This is a genomic window from Mucilaginibacter sp. Mucisp86 (assembly GCF_047324315.1).
GTDB lineage: Bacteria > Bacteroidota > Bacteroidia > Sphingobacteriales > Sphingobacteriaceae > Mucilaginibacter.
Window position 1 is genome coordinate 2690474 of the sequence record NZ_CP168503.1, and the last position, 19784, is coordinate 2710257.

A 19784-nucleotide genomic window follows, 5' to 3' on the forward strand; every position below is an offset into this window, starting at 1 on the left:
GATTTAGAGGGGTTAAAACTCCAGCTCCAGCAATACCGGGCAATGATCGGAGTGCTTAGCTTCGGGCAGTATCGCTGCCCTACGGATCTTATCTTCCAATGGGGTGCTGGCCATAGCATAATCAATACGCCAGCCTAAGTTTTTACCGCGGGCTCCGGCACGGAAACTCCACCAGGTGTAATTATGCGGCTCTTTATTTACGTGGCGGAAGGTATCTATAAAGCCGCCCTCAATAAAATTCTCCATCCATTCGCGTTCCTCCGGCAAAAAGCCTGATGAATTGGCGTTTGATTTGGGGTTGTGGATATCAATAGGGCGGTGGCAAATGTTGTAATCACCACAAACCACCAGGTTTGGGTGTTCTACTTTTAGCAGTGTAAGATATTTACCAAACTCATCCAGAAAACGATACTTGAAAACCTGGCGCTCATCGCCGCTTGAGCCCGACGGAAAATAAACACTCATCACCGATACCTCATCAAAATCAACGCGGATGCAGCGGCCTTCACGATCAAAGTCGGGAATACCGCAGCCGTACTCAATATGTTTGGGCAAAATTTTGGTAAAAATGGCGGTACCGCTATAGCCTTTCTTTTCGGCCGGGAACCAGTAGTGCTGATAGCCCATCTGGTCAACCAAACCAAGATCGGTGAGTACATCAGGCGTTGCTTTAATTTCCTGCAAACAAACAACATCAGCATCAGTAGCCTGCAGCCAGGCCAGCCATCCTTTGTTTATTGCCGAACGGATACCGTTAACGTTATATGTAAGTATTTTCATGCCCCCTAACCCCCTAAAGGGGGAATTTCTTTTATAGTTTAAACTGCAATATTAATAATATCTATAATAAACCCTTCGCCACTCCATTATCCGCTTAAGCTCCCCCTTCAGGGGGCCGGGGGGAAAAGAATCTTATCCAACTGCCTGCATTCCTTTTTGCTCAGCAACTCAACGGTCATAGGCACATCGGCATTTGGGCGATCATTGGCATCTTTTTTAACAGCAGCAATCCTATCAACCATATCGATACCCGAAACTACCTCGCCAAAAACGGTATAGTTTTGATCAAGGTGCGGAGAACCACCAACTGATTTATACCAATCGCGCTGCCATGCCGGGATTTTGCGGCCTTTAAGGCGGGTGTTTTCCAGCGTATCCAGTTTGCCATCGGTAAAGCGCTTGCCTTCTACAATATAAAACTGGCAGCCGCTTGATTCTTTTTTGGGATTATCATCACGGGCTGCAGCAAGTACCCCACGTTTATGAAACAGGCTGTCACGAAATTCGGCCGGGATGGTGTAGCCCACATCGCCATTGCCCAGCTCGGCTCCTGGTTTAGCTTTTACCGGATCTTTTGAATCAGGGTCGCCACCCTGGATCATAAAATTCTGGATCACCCGGTGAAACAGCGTACCATTATAAAATCCTTTTTTGGTAAGCTTGATAAAGTTATCCCGGTGCAAGGGAGTTTCATTATACAGGCGAAGGATACAATCGCCATAAACCGTATGGATGCGCACGTACTGGTTTTTAGGCGGGCCGGCAAAGGCAGCACTAAGGGTTAATAAAAGAATGCTTAGGGTAAAAAGTTTCCTCATAGACCGTTGATTATTTTGATTTCGCTGATTGCGTTGATTTTTTTATTGATTGATGAAGATAGCAAATACTAAACTATTCAACTCAATAAACCACTCACTATTCTACCCCATCCATCTCCTCAAAGTAATTAACAATGAGCGATTTCATCATCATTTCCTGTTCAAGCAGGGTATAGTTAGGGATCACTTTTATACGTTTCCAATGTGGCCAGCCGTCCTGGTCAAGGCCTTCGAGCTCGTAAAAACCCATCATACTCATTAAGCGGCAGGTGGCAATATGCATCAGCTCTTCCTTTTGGCGCTTACTGAATTTCCGCGGACCTTGCCCCAACTCCTGCACACCAATCAAAAAAAGCATCACTTTTATATCGGGCTTCTCGTTGTCAAACTCCTCAGCTATCCGCTGCTGCAGCACTTCCCATTTTTTATTGATCTCGGCAGGTGTCATAGGGTGCAAAGATAGGTTCATTGGTTCATTAGTTCACTGTTCATTGGTCAAAAGTTTGATAACCCTATTTTAACAGCGCTATACGGGGGAAGGACAAATAAACTAATGAACCAGTGAACTAATGAACGATCGCATTATTGTTACAATGTTGCATTAATATTCACGTTTTAATACTTACTTTTGCTGTATTCCGTTATATGGAATGTTGACTGTGAAAAAAAACCGCCTACATATTGTATTTGCATGGCTGCTGCTTGTTTGCTTTGTGGCCGGGCAGTATATGGTTTATTCGCACCAGCATACACTTATTAAAGGGATCACCAAACACAGCCACCTGGCCCAGGGGCGGCAAACCGTCAAAGAAAAATGTTTGCTGTGCGATGCCATGCATCACACCGATGCTGTAGTTGTTAGCAATAACACATTTTTAATACCCCTCGTAACATCCGATCATGTTTTTAAAGCCGGCGACTACGATTTTATAAGCATTGCGCTTATCCTTTCTGCCGGAAGGGCGCCGCCGGTTATGGCATAACTCCGCTTTATCTTTTCCTTAAAAACAACGCCGTTGTCATTAACGGTATCTATCGATTTTTTTAAATTTTCATCATGAAATTAAAGCTTATAAGCTTCATTATATTATTAGTATTTGCTCAATCCATAGCATTTGCCAAAAGCACTGTTATCACCATAAACAATAACACCGACGATGCCATTGGCAGCCTTTCGGGCACTATTACTGATAAGGCCGATGGCAAACCGATCATTGGCGCAACAGTAAATATTCCGGATTTACGTAAAGGGGCAATTACCGATGTAAACGGCAAATACAGTTTTGGCAGTGTACCTAAAGGAGTTTTCCTGGTGCAGGTAACATATATAGGTTATTTAACCGTTAACCAAAGGGTCGACTTTTCAAAAACAAGCGTGCTGGATGTTAAAATGCAAACCTCATCGCTCGAAGCCGGCGAGGTTGTGATTACCGGTGTGAGCAAAGCCACCGAAATAAAACGCAGCCCCGTACCGATGGTTGCAGTAGGCAAGGCCTATTTGGAGCAGCGCGCAGCATCGGGTAACATCATCGACCAGATAGCTACATTGCCCGGCGTAAGTGCGGTTACTACCGGCCCTAACGTATCAAAACCCTTTATTCACGGCCTCGGCTACAACAGGGTGATCACGCTGCAGGATGGTATCCGCCAGGAAGGCCAGCAATGGGGAGATGAGCACGGTATCGAAGTGGATCAAAACTCTATCGACAGGGTGGAGGTGATCAAAGGCCCGGCAAGTTTAACCTATGGTTCGGATGCTATTGGCGGTGTTGTAAACCTGATCACACCGGCACCGGTACCCGAAGGCAAAATCCTCGGATCGGTACAAGGATTGTATGGTACTAACCAGGGATTATATAACGGCTCATTCCGGTTGCAGGGTAATCAGAATGGCCTTATCTGGGGTACAGTGATCTCGGCTAAGGGCAGTAAAGATTATCAAAACGAGCATGACGGTCGCGTTTATGCCACCAACTACCGCGAAAAAGATGCCCGTGTAATGGTGGGCCTTAACAAATCATGGGGTTATTCATATCTGCATGCCTCGCTGTTTGACGATGAACAAGCCATTCCCGACGGCAGCCGTGATTCACTTACCCGAAAGTTTACCCGTCAAATTACCGAAGATGATGCCTTCAGACCAATTGTTCCGCAGTCTGTTTTAAACTCGTACAGCATCCCGACGCTGCACCAGCATGTACAGCTTTACCGTATCTACAACAACAGTAACTTCATTTTAGGCAACGGGAACCTGGCAGTTAACCTTGGGTACCAATATAGCCACCGTCGCGAATATACCCACCCCGAGGCCGGCGATATTGCCGGGCTTAACCTGCACCTTACTACTTATACTTATGATGTTAAATATAACTTTAACATCGGCAATGAGTATGAAACCACCTTTGGCGTTAACGGACAGTACCAAAACAATACCATTGGCGATGCCACCGATTTCCCGATACCGGCTTATCACCAGTTTGATATCGGCCCGTTCTTTGTTATTAAAAAGAGCTTCGGCAAGCTTGACCTTTCGGCTGGTGCAAGGTATGATACCCGCTCGTTCAGCAACAGCGCAGCCTATGTTGATACCCTCGGCCGGAATGGGTTTCCGCAGTTATATACCGGCAGCAATCCCGAAACCGCAGCAAACGTTACTAAACAATTCGATTCGTTTAACAAAAGGTTCAGTGGTTTTTCTGGTAGCTTTGGGGCAACCTATAATGTATCAGACGCGTTCCTGATCAAGGGTAATATCTCACGCGGGTTCAGGGCACCAAGTATTGCCGAAATCTCGGCCAACGGACCGGATCCGGGTTCACAGATCTACCACATCGGCGACAAAAACTTCAAACCTGAGTTTAGCTTGCAAGAAGATATCGGCACATTCCTTACGCTGCCCAATATTTCGGCCAGTGTTGAGGTGTTTAACAACAACCTGTCGAACTACATTTACCAGCAACAGGTGTTAGCTTCAGACGGTAGTCCGGTTTATACACAAGGCTACACTACGTTTACTTATGTACAAAGCAAGGCACGCATTTATGGCGGCGAGGTTAATGTGGACCTGCACCCCATATCATGGCTGCATTTTGAAAACGCACTAAGCCTAACTTACGGCGAAAACAAAGGCAACGGCGGCCCGGTTGCCGACAGCTTAAAATATCTGCCATTTATCCCGCCATTGCACACACATTCAGAGTTACGCGGTACATTTAACGGTGGCTTCGGCAAAGTTAAAAGCATTTATGCCTTTGTTGGCTTTGACCATTACAGCGCACAAGACCGCTTTTTCGCGGCATACGGAACAGAAACCTACACAGCAGGCTACAACCTGTTAAGCGCGGGCTTTGGCGGCAATATTGTTAACAAAGCCGGCCAGCCGGTTATTAAGCTTTTTGTTGAAGGCACCAACCTTGCCAATGTTAATTATCAATCAAACATGAGCAGGCTTAAGTATTTTGATAACCCTAATGTACCCGAAGGTGTACAGCGAGGGATCTTCAACATGGGCCGCAACATCAGCTTTAAAGTGGTGGTTCCCTTTGGATTTAACAGCAATAAAAAATCCTGATCTGAGTTAAACTATTAAATGAAAGTCCTGCCGTTTGGCGGGACTTTTTTTGTTTAGATGATTTTCCGGCTTATACACTATTTCTCGCAAAGGCGCGAAGGCGCAAAGTTTTTTCTTAGCGTCTTCGCGCCTTTGCGAGCTTATTACTGCTGGCTATGTAATCGTCACCATCAGGTCAAACTCCTCCTTTAGGAACCAAGTGACAAACATTTAATCCCAACTCCTGTATCTTCTACATGCGTAAAATACTAATCTTTCTTCTCCTGATATCCGCAGCCCTTGCAGCACGCGCCCAGTCCGATCCCCTTTCCATCACGCTCGAAAATGTAAAATACCCATACCCGGTAAACTTTATGCCAGTAAAAATAGAAGGGCAGGACATCCGCATGGCCTATATGGATGTAAAACCTGCCGCCCCCAATGGCAAAACTATCGTGCTTTTCCATGGGAAAAACTTTGGCGGATATTATTGGAAAGATGTAATGAAGCTATTAACCGATAAAGGCTACCGGCTAATCGTCCCCGATCAAATAGGGTTTGGTAAATCGTCAAAAGCATTTATTCATTATAGTTTTCATCAGCTGGCGAGATTTAACAAAAACCTGCTGGATAGTTTGGGGATACAAAAAATTACGCTGATGGGGCATTCTATGGGTGGGATGCTGGCTACCCGTTTTACATTAATGTACCCCGACAAGGTTGAAAAACTACTGCTTGAAGACCCCATCGGCTTGGAAGATTACCGCACCTTTGTGCCTTATAACAGTGCAGAAGATGACTACAAAGCCGAGCTGAAAACCAGTTACGAAAGCGTCAAGAAATATTACCAAACATCGTATTTCACTTCATGGAAACCCGAATACGATTATTTGGTAAACATTGGCGCAGGGGTAAGTAAAAGCGCTGATTTTCCGCGCTATGCTAAAGTTGCGGCACTCACCTTTGAAATGATCTATGAGCAGCCGGTTTGCTATGAGTTCGGGCTCATTAAAGCGCCTACGGTACTGTTCATCGGTAAAGAGGATAAAACCATTGTGGGCAAGGCCTTGCTTAGCGACGAAGAAAAAGCCAAACACGGTCAGTATAAGGTCTTAGGACCCGAAACCGCCAAAAAGATCCCGGGTTGCAAGCTCATTGAGTTTGACAATTGCGGGCATATCCCGCATATTGAAGCTAAAGAAGCCTTTTTTAAAGCGTTGACAGCTAATTTATAATTTAGGGATTTTGAGTATTTTTGAATGTAAAACATATGCCATTGCAAGTAACCATCAGGAAAGTCGCGAAAAAACGAGATGACGTTTAAAATATATTTAATGATGGTGCGCGGGGCCGCGTTAGGGATTGCAGTGAAAAGCCCACAGCGCGGGCTGGATTGCGGGCAGAAAAGGCGAGGACTTGTAACGGAAAGCCCGGGCCGTTAGCTAACGGGAACGCCCATATTTATAAAACGATCGAAAAATATATTTTAATAATCAATAACGTACAATTACGTCATTATAAACGAAGAGAGGCCGCCGCACGGAAGCATATCCGTCCTGTAAAGTATGCGATTGCCGCGCTACGCTCGCAATGACATTGGTATAGAATAACATCATTACACTGTGCAACTATCTGTAAATTCACTATCCCAGTTACCGCAGGCTGCCGAAGCCATATTGGCCAGCTCGGCGGGAAATAAAATTTTTCTTTTTTATGGCGAAATGGGGGCAGGGAAAACCACCCTTATTAAAGCACTATGTGAGGCTTTGGGTGTAACCGAACCGGCTACCAGTCCAACGTTTTCCATCGTGAACGAATACATCGGCCACAAAAACAGGATCTATCATTTCGACTTCTATCGCCTCAAAAACCAAACGGAAGCTTTGGATATGGGCTACGAGGAATATTTTTACAGCGATGCCTACTGCTTTATCGAGTGGCCCGAAAAGATTCCCGACCTGCTACCTGACCACTACGCCAATATCCGGATCCAGGTTTTGGACAGCAATTCGCGAAGCATCAGCATCGAAAATATTTAGTTTTATCATCCGTCGTTTTTTATTATCTTCAACAGCCTTTAAAACAATACATCATGAGTTCAGGGATATACAGCGGGTTTTCGGATATTGCCAAACAAGCAATGATGCAACCCCAGGAGTCGTTGCTGGAGGTAAAAAGTAAAAAGAACAAGCTGTACATCGGCATTCCAAAAGAAGTTTCCTTCCAGGAAAACCGTGTGCCTTTAACCCCACTGTCGGTGGCCTTACTGGTTAATAACGGCCACGACGTATTGCTGGAAAGCCATGCGGGGCAGGCCGCCAATTTTTCGGACAAGGATTATAGCGAACAGGGCGCGCAGATAGTGTATGATACCAAAAAGGTATATGAAGCTGATATCATCATCAAAATAGCGCCGCCTACTCCTCACGAAATTGAGATGATGAAACCAGGGCAGATCCTGATCTCTACCCTGCAAATGGCTACCCTCAAGGCCGAAAGTATCCACGCCCTGATGGTTAAAAAAATCACCGCACTAAGCTTTGAGCATCTGCGCGATGAGGGCAATATACTTACCGTGGTAAGGGCCATGAGCGAAATTGTGGGCGCAACATCCATACTCATAGCCGCCGAATATTTAAGCAATGTTTTTGAAGGCAAAGGCCTGATGCTGGGTGGCATAACCGGTGTTCCGCCTACCGAAATTGTGATCCTTGGTGCAGGTACGGTAGGGGAGTACGCCGCCCGGACAGCCATATCCCTGGGTGCCGAAGTTAAGGTATTTGATCCTTCGATATACAAGCTTCGCCGCCTGCAAAACAATATAGGCAACCGTGTTTTCACTTCGGTGGTGCAGCCCATTGTTTTGGAAAAAGCCATTACTACATGTGATGTGGCCATAGGCGCGCTTCGTGCCGAAGACGGCCGCAGCCCCTGCATTATCTCTGAAGCTACTGTTAGCCGCATGAAACGCGATTCGGTGATCATTGATGTAAGTATTGATCAGGGCGGTTGTTTTGAAACATCCGAAGTTACCAACCACACGCACCCTGTTTTCCGTAAGCATGATGTTATTCATTACTGTGTACCAAACATTGCATCGCGTGTAGCCCGCACCGCTACTTATGCACTCACCAATATTTTTGCGCCAATACTGCTTGATATCGGCGATATGGGCGGCATTAAAAACCTCATATGGCAAAAATCGGGCGTGCGTAACGCGGTTTATATTTATCAGGGACAGCTTACCAACAAACACATTGGCGAACGCTTCTCCATCCCCTGCAAAGACCTCGATCTGCTTATCGTATCGCACAGGTAATATGGCCCGGAAGTTTTTATTGCTGTTGATATTTATTGCCGCAACATTTCGCGTTAGTGCCCAGCATTATAAATACATCGACAGTACAAAAATTTGCGGTATTGCCCGCTATAAACTACAGGTTAAGGCTAACCCCGATAAACAACTGGTTGAAATAAAAAAATACATTCCAGAGATTGCCTTAGACCTGCGGTATGCCACTACCAACAATTTTATGCATCGCCGTATGTATACAACGGCCAAAGCTTATGCAAGGCTTCCGGTAGTGAAGGCCTTACAGCAGGTTGAGGCCGAATTAAAAATGCAGGGCCTTGGTCTTAAAATTTACGATGCTTACCGTCCGTATTCGGTTACTGTTAACTTTTATGAAATGGCGCCCGATACCAATTTTGTTGCCGACCCGCGCAAAGGATCAAAACATAACCGGGGCTGTGCCATTGATCTTTCTGTTATTAACCTTAAAACCGGCAAAGAACTGGATATGCCAACCGGCTTTGACAGCTTTAGCCGCAAGGCCGGCGCAAACTATATTGATTTACCGCAGCAGCAAATTGACAACCGGGAGCTCCTGAAAAATGTGATGGCCAAATACGGCTTCAGGGTGATATCAACAGAATGGTGGCACTATGACTTTACCGGCTGGGAAAAGTATGAGCTGTTGGATATTCCGGTTCAGGGGCTGTAACCCTTTTGATACTCCATTAAAATTTACAACTTTTATTACAGGCTGCTTACAAAAGGCATCAATATTGCATAATCATCCACAAACAGATGTCAACCTTTAATCTACACGCATGAAGTTTTTTAGCAAAGAATATTTTAAACAACTATGGAAGGTACTCCTGGCATCCTTCACTGGCTTTTCAAAAGATAATGGCTTAAAATTAAGTGCTTCCCTTGCTTATTATACTGTTTTTTCAATCGCTCCCTTATTAATCATCGTAATATCAGTAGCCGGTCTTGTCTTTGGACAGGATGCGGCAACCGACCGCCTTTACCCAGAAATTGTTCGCTACGTTGGCAAAGGACCGGCAGCCCAAATCCAGGATGCTTTAAAACACCTTGCATTGTCCGGAAAATCGGGCATTGCCGTTGTTATTGGTGTGGTAACGCTATTATTGGGAGCAAGCAGTATTTTTATCGAGATCCAGGACTCGCTCAACATGATCTGGCGGGTTAAGGCTAAGCCGAAAAGTGGCTGGGTGCAGCTGTTAAAAAATCGCTTCGTATCATTTTCGCTCATCATAAGCCTTGGTTTTTTATTATTGGCGACGCTCATTATCAATATCGTTATAACCGCTGTTCAGGACCAGATCCAGCGCTTTTTCCCCCAGATAGACGCGGTAACCAAATTCCTTGTTAAAGGCATAAACCTCGGTATTACCCTGGTGGTGATCACTACTTTATTCGGTATCATATTCAAGTTTTTGCCCGATGTTAAGATCAAATGGAAAGATGTGCGCAGTGGTGCGGTATTTACGGCTATCCTGTTTATGATTGGCCAGTACGCTATCAGCCTTTATATTCAATATACAGCACAGGGTTCGGCTTATGGCGCTGCGGGCTCTATCATTGTGATTTTAGTCTGGATTTATTACACATCGGCTATTTTATACATTGGTGCAGAGTTTACCCAGGTATTTGCCGAAGCCAGCGGCAGCCACATCGAACCGGCCGATTATGCCGTTCACATCCAGCAAACCGAGATTGAACACAGGGTAAAAATTCTTCCCGCACAAAACCCACAACTTGAAGGAAATTTGAAAAAAGAAGAGGACAAGGGGAAAGGATAAAGACCTTTTACCGGGCAGGCATCTTTGGCGCCATCTTTAGCGCAAGTCTTGAGCAGAGAAATGTGGGGGCGGAGACTTGTGCTTTATCGAGCCGGCACAAGTGACCAGGCCCGCAACCAATCACACAACACTTGCGCCAAAGTTATAAAGGGACATGGAAACGTAAAACCATGTCATTGCGAGCGTAGCGTGGCAACCGCACGGAGGCATAGCTGCCCTGTATAGCATGCGATTGCTTCGTCGTCCCTCCTCGCAATGACATAGATCTAATATCTATTTTAAAACTCTTCATGTATATACGTCATGATCCTCACCATCTCATCCCTTATTTCGCGGGTTGAGCGGGTGAAATTGTTGTTCATGAATGCAAAAGCCAGGCGTTTACCCTTGCGGGTAACAATGTACCCGCTTTGATTATGGTTGTTGCTCAACGACCCGGTTTTAGCCCATACAAATGGCTGCCCGTTATCGGTTTTATAGGCGCTTTTAATTGTACCTGCCACGCCACCTATTGGCATCATGCTATGCAGCAGGTTTTCATCTTTCACTTCATCCCGAATTTTGATCAGCAGGGCCACCAGATCCCGGGGCGTAAACAAATTATAGCGCGATAAGCCCGAACCATCTACCCATTGCGGCGCATCGGGCAAATCACTCAAAAAATGTGCTTTTGAATAGTTGATCACCGAATCCGTGCTGAGTGTGTTAAATTTCATCGATGAACATACCAGCAGTAATTGTTCGGCAATAAAATTATCACTTGGTTGCAGCATCCGCCGGTAAACCGAATCGGCATTGGCGTTGTAAATAATTTTGGCATCAGCGGCCATAGGCTCCTGCAATAATGATACGGGCTTTTTCAGCGTATCCTGCAACAGGGCCATGGTCAATTGCAAGCTTGTTTTCCAGGGAATTTCCTGCTTGTAATTTTTAGGGATCTCTCCGGCAGGATATACAAAATTATTGCTGATAAAATCGCGTTTTACCTTAAACGCCGCCGGATGGTAATTGACATCGACATTCAGAAAACGCTTTAAATAATTGGGCTTCACCTGCATGTTACCGTCGTTATCGGCATATAGTTGGGCTACATTATCTTCAATGGGCAGGGCGGTTATTTCGGCCTGATAATAATCATTGTAATCGTCCCAACCCCAGCCTGCGCCAAAAAACTCACCGGTATAATTTCCGGGCGAATAAAAAAGCTGTTTGCTGCTTCTCTTCAAAAAGTTAAGGCCATTTATCCCTTTCAAATCACTGTGCAGAAAGGAGGGGTCGCCTGTGCCCCAAAAAATCAGCGAGTCGCCGCGGGTTTTATACCGCAATGCCGGGATCGAATCGCCCAACATTTTCAAACAGGTATAAAAAGTAAAAAGCTTGGTATTGGATGCAGGGGTAAAGTATTTATCGGCATTTAGCTCAAATATCATTTTATGCTCATCCAGGTCATAAAGGGCAAAACCGGTAAAGTGGTCATTAACAATCTGCGAATGTTTAAACAGCTTTTTAACCTTCCTTTTTTTTATTGAACGGGCATAAATAATATCATGAAACAAGGATAAAACACAAACAATTAACAGAAATGAAATTGTTGACTTTCGCATAATAAAATAATTATTTAACAAATAAATCTCGTAAATTTAATATACCAACTATAACCACTTTGTTACACAAGCTATATTATAATTTACGCCATCCGGGAGCATTGTGGCTGGCATTTGTGTTAACATTTTGCTTTACAACCACAGCCCGGGCCCAGTACTTTGATCTTGATGTACATAAAAAAAAGGTGAATATTCCGTTCAAGCTGGAGCGAAACCTGATGATCATTCAACTCAAGATCAACCATAAAGGGCCCTTTAATTTTATATTGGATACCGGCGTAGGGCTCATGATCATAACCGATCCTAAATTAGTTGATTCCATCAGCATTCCTAATAAGCGTACATTAAAAATCCCCGGCCTTGGCGAAGGCGACGATTCTGAAGCCTATGTAACTTCAACCTTAGATATTGCCATACCCGGATTAGTTAGCTATGATGTTGCTGCCGCCATTTTAAAAAAAGATGTCTTTAACCTTTCGGGGTATGCAGGCATGCCAATTCACGGCTTGTTGGGATACGAATTTTTTAACAACCTGGCCGTAAAGATCAGTTTCCAGGACAGCGTAGTTACCGTATGTCGCCCCAAAGACCTTAAACCTTTCAGAAAAGCCAATAAAATCCCGATGTCTGTTGAGGACAGGAAAGCATACGTTTATGCTAAAGCGTTTATGCCAGGCATTGCACCTATAAAAACCAAACTGGTTGTTGACCTTGGAGCCGGGCATCCGGTATCAATTGAGCATTATATCGAAACTTATGGCCTTCCGCAAAAGTTTATTGCTTCGGCCAATCTTGGCATCGGCTTAAACGGACCTATAAACGGCTTTATAAGCAGAATGGATGAATTTGATTTAGGTAAATTCAGGATGAAGAAGGTATTGGCCTCCTTTCCCGATGACAGGAACAATCAAACCAATTTGATGGTGAAGCGGGATGGAAACCTGGGTGTTGGTATATTAAAGCGGTTTACTGTTATCCTGGACTACCCCGACAGCGCCATGTACTTAAAACCAGGTTCAACCTATAATGATCCTTTTGAACATGACATGAGCGGCCTTGAATATTATGCCGCCGGCGATCACCTGGAAAGGATCGTGATCAGCAGGGTAGAGCCAGGTTCCGCAGCCGATGAGGTTGGCCTGGAACGTGACGACGAGATCATATCCATAAACTTTAAACCGGTTTCAAGAATGAGCCTTCAGGATATCGACGAACTTTTTAAATCAAGGGATGACCGGAGCCTGCTGCTTGAAGTATATCACGATAAGCGTGTTGATAATGTTGTGCTGACATTAAAACGACGCATATAATTAATAATATCTGTTATTTATTGCTGATAAACCGCTTTATCACTAAAAAAAGACCTGTTTTTTATATAAGTTTACGGTTAAAACTATTGTAATAAATGAAAAAACATTCGCTGCCGGGTATTTATTTGCGCGGCTCAGTACTGGCACTTGCTGTTTTGGCTGGCTCATGTGCCACAAAAAAGCAAACCGCAAACCAAAGCCTTACCTTAAAAACAACCACTACCGCTAACGGCACCGTTGCGACAGCAACAACCGGGGCTCCCAAAAAAGAGGGCATTAAAAAGTTCAGTGATCTTATCCCGGCCAAAACCAAGGCTGATAGCGGCCTTTTCAACACTTATAAAGTTGATGGCAAATATTACTACGAAATACCCGATTCATTAATTAACCGTGAAATGCTGGTGGTTACCCGTTTTGTAAAAACACCGGGCGGGCTAAAAACCTTTGGGCAGCAATATGGCGGCGAAGAAATTAACGACCAGGTTTGGAAATGGGAAAAACATGACAAGCAGGTATTTATCCGCGTGCCAAGCTATTCGTTACGTGCCGATAGCACCAGCGACATGTACCAATCGGTTAAAAACTCAAACCTCGATGCTATACTGGCCTCTTTTGAGATAAAGGCCTTTAATAAAGATACCACCGGTGTTTTAATTGATGTTACTGATTTTTATAACGGAGATATTGCAGCCATCGGTTTATCTGACGATATTAAAAAGGCATATAAAACCATGGGGGTTGATAATTCGCGTTCATATATCGATACCATTAAAAGCTTTCCGATAAATATTGAGGCACACACGCTAAAAACCTATCGTGCCGGCGAGTCACCTACCGATAACAGTATTGCTGCCGTTACATTTGAGTTAAACACCTCAATGCTACTGCTGCCTAAAACGCCGATGAAAGCAAGGATCATGGATCCGCGCGTGGGCTTTTTTGGCCAGCGCCAAACAGATTATGGCACCAATGCTCAAAAAGCCTTAGTTACAGCCTACATCCACCGCTGGAGGTTAGAACCTAAAGACCCTATTGCTTACGCAAAAGGCGAACTGGTTGAACCTAAAAAGCAAATTGTATTTTACATAGACCCGGCTACGCCTAAAAAATGGGTGCCATACTTAATACAGGGTGTAAACGACTGGCAAAAAGCCTTTGAAACCGCTGGCTTTAAAAATGCCATCACCGCTAAGGAAGCGCCAACAGCCAAACAAGATCCTCAATTCAGCACTGAAGATGCACGGTACAGCGTAATCAGGTATTTCGCATCGGATGTTGAAAACGCCTACGGCCCTCACATTGCTGATCCGCGCAGCGGCGAGATCCTGGAAAGCCATGTTGGCTGGTACCACAACGTAATGCAGCTACTGCGCGACTGGTACCTGATCCAAACTGCAGCCGTAAACCCTAACGCCCGCCATGCACAGTTTACCGACGATCAAATGGGCGAACTCATCCGCTTTGTGTCATCGCATGAGGTTGGCCATACCTTAGGTTTGCCACATAACTTCGGCTCAAGCTACGCTTACCCGGTTGATTCACTGCGTTCAAAAACATTTACCGATAAACATGGTACCGCACCATCTATCATGGATTATGCCCGTTTTAATTACATAGCGCAGCCCGGAGATGGTGTTACACACCTGTACCCGCAAATAGGAGAGTATGACGACTGGTCGATTAAATGGGGGTATACCTGGTTCGCCGGCAATAAAACTCCAGAGCAGGAAAAAGAGATCTTAGCTGTATGGACCAACAAAAACGCCGGTAATCCAATTTACTATTTCGGCCGCCAGGGCACATCTATTGATCCTCGCTTGCAAAATGAGGACCTGGGCGATAATGCCATGAAGGCGAGTGCTTATGGCATTGCCAACCTGAAACGCATTTTACCGAACCTTGAAAAATGGTCATATAAAAAGAACGAGGATTATAGCGACCTTAATGAACTATATAACGAGGTTTTAGGTCAGTATTACCGTTACATGGGCCATGTAACCACCAACATTGGCGGCATGAACGAAAACTTTAAAACTTATGATCAAAAAGGCCCGGTTTATGATTTTGTGAGCAAAGAACGTCAGCGCGAAGCGGCCGTATTTTTAAACCAACAACTATACACTACGCCATTATGGCTTATTAATAAAGCCGAATTGGCAAAGTTTGATAATGGTGTTATCATAAACCGTATTAAAGCCATGCAGGTATCATTGTTAGGCAACGAATTAACAGCCTCAAGGCTTGCGCGTATGTATGACAACGAAGCCAAAAACGGCGCTAATGCATATACCGTTGCCCAATTATTAACCGATCTGCATACAGGAATATTTGGCACAAGCAAACCCGATAGTTACCAGCGCAACCTTCAAAGAGGATATATCGAAAACCTGAAAGGTTTGTTAAATACAGATGCAAGCTTTTCGTTTCCGGGTGTATCAAGTGCACAGCTGGCAAGCTGGGGCTTTACACCCATCAACATTGTGTTGTCAGATATCAGACCGATGGTACGTGCCGAGTTAAAGAAAATTGATGCCGGTTTGCCCAAAGGCGGCGATGCCATGACAGCAGCACATTACGCCGATCTTCACCTTAGGATAAAAGAAGCCCTTAACCCAACAAGGCCAATTGTAAACGTTGGCGGAGGAATGGGCAGAGGCATTAACGATAGCAAACCAGCTATACTGAATGAAAAAACAGGAAGTATGAACTGCTGGCCACGAACCACTGTTGAAAACTAATTTGATGTAACAGTCAAAAATTATTCTTGAAATCCTGCCTTATTTTAGGGCGGGATTTTTTATTTCGTGGCCATATTAAAAACCCCGCCAAATTGTCTTAATACAACAAAGTATTGATTACAGAAAGTAGCCGGCTATTACTTAAGCTGGCTTATATTGTCAAAAAAAGCAACCTGCAAATCAAGCAGCGACTTTACATTTATCTTTTCGCCGTAGGCATCAAAACATAAAAACTTGGTTAACTCGGGCCTGTTTTTCTTTGATTTTTCGAAGAAATTAAAGGTTTCAAAAAAATAATGATTGGTTGTAATATGGCTTTTGCTGTTTGTTTGCGATGTGTTAAGCCTGAATCCGATCGCGTCGATCCAGTCGTGCACTTTAGCATGCAGCGAGTTTTTAATATTGTTCATAGGTTAATGTTTGGTTAAGTATTACGAAAATCCATGCCACAATGTTACTATCGTATAAAATCATTTTAAACAATAGTTTATTTCTTGTGTGGATTATTTAAACGAATTGTTATCATTATTGGTATCTGATGCAACAATTATTGAAACTAATTATCCACATATCCGTAATAAACCGAGAAAACCCAAAACGTAGCTCATTTAGCACAATTCTTAACTTATAAATTGACTGACTGATCTTTATAACAATCACGAGGCCGGATTTTTCCGGCCTTTTTCATTTAACAATTTGTAACAATAATATGATTGATACGCCTTTGCTGCCCTTATGTGTAACAATAATATATTGATTAGGCTTTATGTATATTTTAAGTTGAACATTTGTAGTTTATATTACGTCTATATACCCAAATACAACAATCGTACGCTGAAAAAACATTTATGAAACCCCTACTTCTTATCTTGAGTTTTATTCTTTTATCTGCCTTTGGTTCTTACGCCCAAACGGGGCGGGAAGTAAAGGGAACTGTTGTCGATTCCACAAAGCTTTCGTTGCCCGGAAGTAGTGTGAAACTGGTTTCAAACAGCGGCGACAGTACCATCGCCATTGCCGATGCTACCGGTAAGTTTTCGTTCCCGGTGGTGAAAGGCAGCAAACTAACTATCACCATTTCGTCAATCGGTTTTACGGCAATAAAAAAACATTATTCGCTTGATGCCGGCACACAGCCTGTTGACCTTGGCCCCATTGTTTTAAAGGCCGAAACCAATATGCTTAACCAGGTTACTATTGTTGGTGTTAACCCGGTAATATTAAAAGAAGACACTACCGAATATAAGGTAAGTGCATATCCCGTACGTGAAAACGCCCCTGTTGAAGACGTATTAAAAAAACTGCCCGGCGTTGATGTGGATAAAGATGGCAACGTAACGGCACAGGGCAAATCGGTTACCAAAGTAAGGGTTAACGGAAAAGACTTTTTTGGCGGCGATGTTAAAACAGCTACGAAAAATCTACCCGCTGATGTAGTAGAAAGCATCCAGGTAATTGATGATTACGGTGATCAGGCCAACCTTACCGGCATCAAAACCGGTGAGCCCGACAAGATCCTGAACATCACCATTCGTAAAGATAAGAACCACGGCTACTTTGGCCAGGCCACAGCTGGTGATGGTGAAGACTTTTTACCAAAAGACCAGGGCATAGCCAACGCCAACCGATACATTGGCGATTTGAAGTTTTTCAACTTCAACAATGAGCAGCAGATAGCCGTGTTGGGTACTATAAACAATACCAACGTAAATACATTTACTTATGGCAGCGCTACATCCGGCGGTGGAGGTGGTGGTGGCTTTGGCGGCGGAGGTGGCGGCAGGGGCAACGCATTGCGCGGTTCCAGCAGCTCAACTACCAGCGCAAACGGTATCACCAATGCGCATGCCATCGGTGCCAACTTCCGCGATCAGTGGGGTAAAACCTTATCTGTTTATGGCAGCTACAGCTATACCGATAATACTACCAACACACTTAGCTCATCTATCCAAACCAACAACGTTCAAACGCCAAGTATCAGTACTCAAAAAAGCGATCAAACCGATAACCCGATCAATCATCGCTTTAACTTTAACCTGGAGTGGAAACCCGATACAATCAACTATTTAAAGGTTGTACCAAACTTTACCTACTCAAGTACCAATACCAATGCAAATGAGTCGGTATCGTCAACTATTGGTGGCATAACAAATTCATCGTATACTTCATTGTCCCACAGCGACGGCACAACGCCAAGCTATGGTATCAATGCCTTGTATAATCACCGTTTTAACGGGCATGGCCGCAACTTAAGCATTAACATCAGCGCCAATACATCAAAAACGTCACAGTTTGATAATCCAACATATGATTATGCCGACGGCGCGCCACACCAGGCACCGGCAAATCAGCAAACCAATACAGACAGCCGTGTAACCAGTTTTGGTACAAACGTATCATACATTGAGCCTATAAGCAAGCGGGGGTACCTGGAATTAAATTATGCTTTTAACCGTTCAAACACCACGAGCGATAAGGAAACCGATACGCTTAGTACGGGCAATACCTATGATCATTACGACAGGTTGAGCAACAACTATAAATATAATTTCACCACAAACCGGGTTGGCTTAAACTATCGCTTTATCGAAAAAAAATACAACCTTACCCTGGGTGTTGGCGTACAGCCGGCTACCTTAAACGGACTGAACCTTAAAAATGATTCGGCTACCCACGTAACCACCTTCAACGTAATACCAACTGCTCGTTTCAGCTATAATTTCTCAAGAGGAAAGGCCTTAAACTTTTTATATAACGGATCAAGCAACCAGCCTTCATTCACCCAGCTGCAGCCGGTTATTGATTTTACAAACGCGCTTTACCCGGTTCAGGGTAACCCTAACCTGAAACCTGAGTTTGCCAACAATTTTTCGTTGAGATATAATAATTTCAGTTTCCAAACCGGCGATATTTTCTTTACTAACTTCAATTTTACTGCAACACAAAATAAAATAGTACAAAACACTATTTCTTATCCCCGTGCATTTAGCAAAGCCGTATTAGCTGCAAATCCGTCATTAAAAAGCTTTGAGGGTACAAACCTCACCAACTATTTAAATGCCGGCGGCTATTATACCGGCGGTGCCAATGTAGTATATGCTAAACCTTGGGCCCAGCGTAAATTTACCTTGCAATTTAATGGCGCTTTAACGTATACCAATGGCGTTGCATTCTCTAATACTATCGACAGTAATAATGTTGCAGCATCGGCTGCGCCTTTAAAAAACATTGCTAAAAACCTCAACTTTACCCCGGGCTTAAAATTCAGGGTAAATATTGTTGATATCATTGATGCAGAGGCCAGCAGCAGCTATGGTATCAACAAAACTACCAACTCTATTCACAGCACGCTTATTGACGGCAGTTCAAACTTCCGTACATTGAATTTAGGCCTGGCCGGTAAAAACTATTTCTGGAAAGACTGGACATTAAGCTACGACTTTACCCGCACGGTAAACTATGGTTATGACGCAAGCCTTGGTATCAAAAACCCCAACATTCTGAATACTTATGTTGAACGCCGGTTCCTGAAAGATCACCGGGCAACCATCCGCCTTGCAGCATACGATTTATTTAACCAAAACACCGGTTATACCTCGGTTGTAAACGGTAACATCACCACGCAATCTACCGTTAACAGATTGGGACGTTATTACCTGTTAACATTTACGCTTCGGTTACAAAAATTTGCAGGGAAGGCGCCAACACAAGAGCCCGGCCAGCGCAGGTTTAACCGTGACGGCGGTGGCCCGGGCGGACCAGGCGGAGGCCCCGGAGGCGGTGGACCAGGCGGTCCCGGTTCTTTTTAATTAAGAAACTCATTCAACCAATAAAAGAAAGCCCCCGTTGCAAGATGCAACGGGGGCTTTCTT

At 44.2% G+C, this 19784-nt stretch carries 15 protein-coding genes; 10 read left to right on the plus strand and 5 right to left on the minus strand.

Annotation, left to right across the window (positions count from 1 at the left end):
* Positions 1 to 12 precede the first annotated feature (12 nt).
* From ACEN9X_RS11390 to ACEN9X_RS11400, 3 genes are all read right to left on the minus strand, one after another.
* Positions 13 to 780 carry an exodeoxyribonuclease III gene (locus ACEN9X_RS11390; protein ID WP_413670485.1) on the minus strand — a complete coding sequence of 256 codons (768 nt, stop codon included), beginning with the start codon at positions 778 to 780 and terminating at the stop codon, positions 13 to 15.
* Between the two features lie 107 nt (positions 781 to 887).
* The gene (locus ACEN9X_RS11395; RefSeq protein ID WP_413670486.1) at positions 888 to 1598 is read right to left on the minus strand and encodes a peptidylprolyl isomerase; all 711 of its coding nucleotides are present in this window, start codon (positions 1596 to 1598) and stop codon (positions 888 to 890) included.
* Between the two features lie 97 nt (positions 1599 to 1695).
* Positions 1696 to 2046: a hypothetical protein gene (locus tag ACEN9X_RS11400; RefSeq protein ID WP_413671131.1), complete on the minus strand. Its 351-nt coding sequence runs from the start codon at positions 2044 to 2046 to the stop codon at positions 1696 to 1698.
* Between the two features lie 211 nt (positions 2047 to 2257).
* Between ACEN9X_RS11400 and ACEN9X_RS11405 the strand changes: the two genes are divergently transcribed.
* The 7 genes from ACEN9X_RS11405 to ACEN9X_RS11435 all read left to right on the plus strand — a co-directional run bounded on the left by ACEN9X_RS11405 (position 2258) and on the right by ACEN9X_RS11435 (position 10260).
* Positions 2258 to 2581 (plus strand): hypothetical protein, encoded by a 324-nt coding sequence (locus ACEN9X_RS11405; protein ID WP_413670487.1) that lies wholly within the window; start codon positions 2258 to 2260, stop codon positions 2579 to 2581.
* 74 nt (positions 2582 to 2655) lie between these two features.
* Complete coding sequence (locus tag ACEN9X_RS11410; RefSeq protein WP_413670488.1) at positions 2656 to 5169, plus strand: TonB-dependent receptor; 2514 nt, start codon at positions 2656 to 2658, stop codon at positions 5167 to 5169.
* Positions 5170 to 5405: 236 nt separating this feature from the next.
* A complete protein-coding gene (locus ACEN9X_RS11415; RefSeq protein ID WP_413670489.1) occupies positions 5406 to 6383 on the plus strand; it encodes an alpha/beta fold hydrolase in 978 nt (325 codons plus the stop codon).
* Between the two features lie 387 nt (positions 6384 to 6770).
* A complete protein-coding gene (gene tsaE, locus ACEN9X_RS11420) occupies positions 6771 to 7187 on the plus strand; it encodes a tRNA (adenosine(37)-N6)-threonylcarbamoyltransferase complex ATPase subunit type 1 TsaE (protein ID WP_413670490.1) in 417 nt (138 codons plus the stop codon).
* 53 nt (positions 7188 to 7240) lie between these two features.
* Positions 7241 to 8467 carry an alanine dehydrogenase gene (locus tag ACEN9X_RS11425; RefSeq protein ID WP_413670491.1) on the plus strand — a complete coding sequence of 409 codons (1227 nt, stop codon included), beginning with the start codon at positions 7241 to 7243 and terminating at the stop codon, positions 8465 to 8467.
* Position 8468: 1 nt separating this feature from the next.
* Entirely contained in the window at positions 8469 to 9152 is a 684-nt protein-coding gene (locus tag ACEN9X_RS11430) for a M15 family metallopeptidase (RefSeq protein WP_413670492.1), read from the plus strand.
* 109 nt (positions 9153 to 9261) lie between these two features.
* Complete coding sequence (locus tag ACEN9X_RS11435; RefSeq protein WP_413670493.1) at positions 9262 to 10260, plus strand: YihY/virulence factor BrkB family protein; 999 nt, start codon at positions 9262 to 9264, stop codon at positions 10258 to 10260.
* Positions 10261 to 10538: 278 nt separating this feature from the next.
* On the opposite strand, the gene ACEN9X_RS11440 is transcribed toward ACEN9X_RS11435, so the two are convergent.
* Positions 10539 to 11864 (minus strand): D-alanyl-D-alanine carboxypeptidase/D-alanyl-D-alanine-endopeptidase, encoded by a 1326-nt coding sequence (locus ACEN9X_RS11440; RefSeq protein WP_413670494.1) that lies wholly within the window; start codon positions 11862 to 11864, stop codon positions 10539 to 10541.
* Positions 11865 to 11923: 59 nt separating this feature from the next.
* Between ACEN9X_RS11440 and ACEN9X_RS11445 the strand changes: the two genes are divergently transcribed.
* Positions 11924 to 13174 (plus strand): aspartyl protease family protein, encoded by a 1251-nt coding sequence (locus ACEN9X_RS11445; RefSeq protein ID WP_413670495.1) that lies wholly within the window; start codon positions 11924 to 11926, stop codon positions 13172 to 13174.
* A 95-nt stretch (positions 13175 to 13269) separates the two neighbouring features.
* Positions 13270 to 15912 carry a zinc-dependent metalloprotease gene (locus tag ACEN9X_RS11450; protein WP_413670496.1) on the plus strand — a complete coding sequence of 881 codons (2643 nt, stop codon included), beginning with the start codon at positions 13270 to 13272 and terminating at the stop codon, positions 15910 to 15912.
* A gap of 137 nt (positions 15913 to 16049) precedes the next feature.
* Here ACEN9X_RS11450 and ACEN9X_RS11455 read toward each other — a convergent pair whose 3' ends face one another.
* A complete protein-coding gene (locus ACEN9X_RS11455) occupies positions 16050 to 16322 on the minus strand; it encodes a hypothetical protein (protein ID WP_413670497.1) in 273 nt (90 codons plus the stop codon).
* A 438-nt stretch (positions 16323 to 16760) separates the two neighbouring features.
* Between ACEN9X_RS11455 and ACEN9X_RS11460 the strand changes: the two genes are divergently transcribed.
* On the plus strand, positions 16761 to 19721 hold the full coding sequence (locus tag ACEN9X_RS11460; RefSeq protein WP_413670498.1) for an outer membrane beta-barrel protein: 2961 nt from the start codon (positions 16761 to 16763) through the stop codon (positions 19719 to 19721).
* Positions 19722 to 19784: the final 63 nt, after the last annotated feature.

Bases quoted from the DNA above. Each gene is read 5' to 3' on its own strand.
- ACEN9X_RS11410 (WP_413670488.1), top strand. From the start codon at position 2,656: ATGAAATTAAAGCTTATAAGCTTCATTATATTATTAGTATTTGCTCAA.
- ACEN9X_RS11425 (WP_413670491.1), top strand. From the start codon at position 7,241: ATGAGTTCAGGGATATACAGCGGGTTTTCGGATATTGCCAAACAAGCA.
- ACEN9X_RS11400 (WP_413671131.1), bottom strand. From the start codon at position 2,046: ATGACACCTGCCGAGATCAATAAAAAATGGGAAGTGCTGCAGCAGCGG.
- ACEN9X_RS11430 (WP_413670492.1), top strand. From the start codon at position 8,469: ATGGCCCGGAAGTTTTTATTGCTGTTGATATTTATTGCCGCAACATTT.
- ACEN9X_RS11455 (WP_413670497.1), bottom strand. From the start codon at position 16,322: ATGAACAATATTAAAAACTCGCTGCATGCTAAAGTGCACGACTGGATC.
- ACEN9X_RS11390 (WP_413670485.1), bottom strand. From the start codon at position 780: ATGAAAATACTTACATATAACGTTAACGGTATCCGTTCGGCAATAAAC.
- ACEN9X_RS11450 (WP_413670496.1), top strand. From the start codon at position 13,270: ATGAAAAAACATTCGCTGCCGGGTATTTATTTGCGCGGCTCAGTACTG.
- ACEN9X_RS11440 (WP_413670494.1), bottom strand. From the start codon at position 11,864: ATGCGAAAGTCAACAATTTCATTTCTGTTAATTGTTTGTGTTTTATCC.
- ACEN9X_RS11460 (WP_413670498.1), top strand. From the start codon at position 16,761: ATGAAACCCCTACTTCTTATCTTGAGTTTTATTCTTTTATCTGCCTTT.
- ACEN9X_RS11395 (WP_413670486.1), bottom strand. From the start codon at position 1,598: ATGAGGAAACTTTTTACCCTAAGCATTCTTTTATTAACCCTTAGTGCT.
- ACEN9X_RS11415 (WP_413670489.1), top strand. From the start codon at position 5,406: ATGCGTAAAATACTAATCTTTCTTCTCCTGATATCCGCAGCCCTTGCA.
- ACEN9X_RS11435 (WP_413670493.1), top strand. From the start codon at position 9,262: ATGAAGTTTTTTAGCAAAGAATATTTTAAACAACTATGGAAGGTACTC.